This window comes from Dietzia massiliensis (genome assembly GCF_018390595.1).
Taxonomy (GTDB): domain Bacteria; phylum Actinomycetota; class Actinomycetes; order Mycobacteriales; family Mycobacteriaceae; genus Dietzia; species Dietzia massiliensis.
On sequence record NZ_JAHBAV010000404.1, the window covers coordinates 1 to 230 of the forward strand.

1 protein-coding gene is annotated in these 230 nt (G+C 74.3%); it reads left to right on the forward strand.

Features of this window, described 5'->3' with window-relative positions; all coding sequences use genetic code 11:
* Positions 1–230 (forward strand): DUF222 domain-containing protein (locus KHA85_RS17715; protein ID WP_236885868.1); only part of this gene is annotated, 230 nt, incomplete at both ends.

Here is a 230-nt window from a genome sequence, read left to right on the forward strand (position 1 = left end):
CCTGGCCGCCGGACAGTGCACGACCCGCCGCCTGCAGGAGAACGCCCACCGCCTGTTGGACCAGATCGACCCCGGCCGCACCGAACGCGGCGCCGGCGAACGGGCCCGGCGTCGCTCGGTCACCTGCTCCGGCCAGGGGCTGGACCTGATGGCCCGCGCCGCCATGACCATGGATCCCCAACTGGCGGCCCTGATGCGCGAAGTCCACGCCCGCTGGGCACAACCCGGAC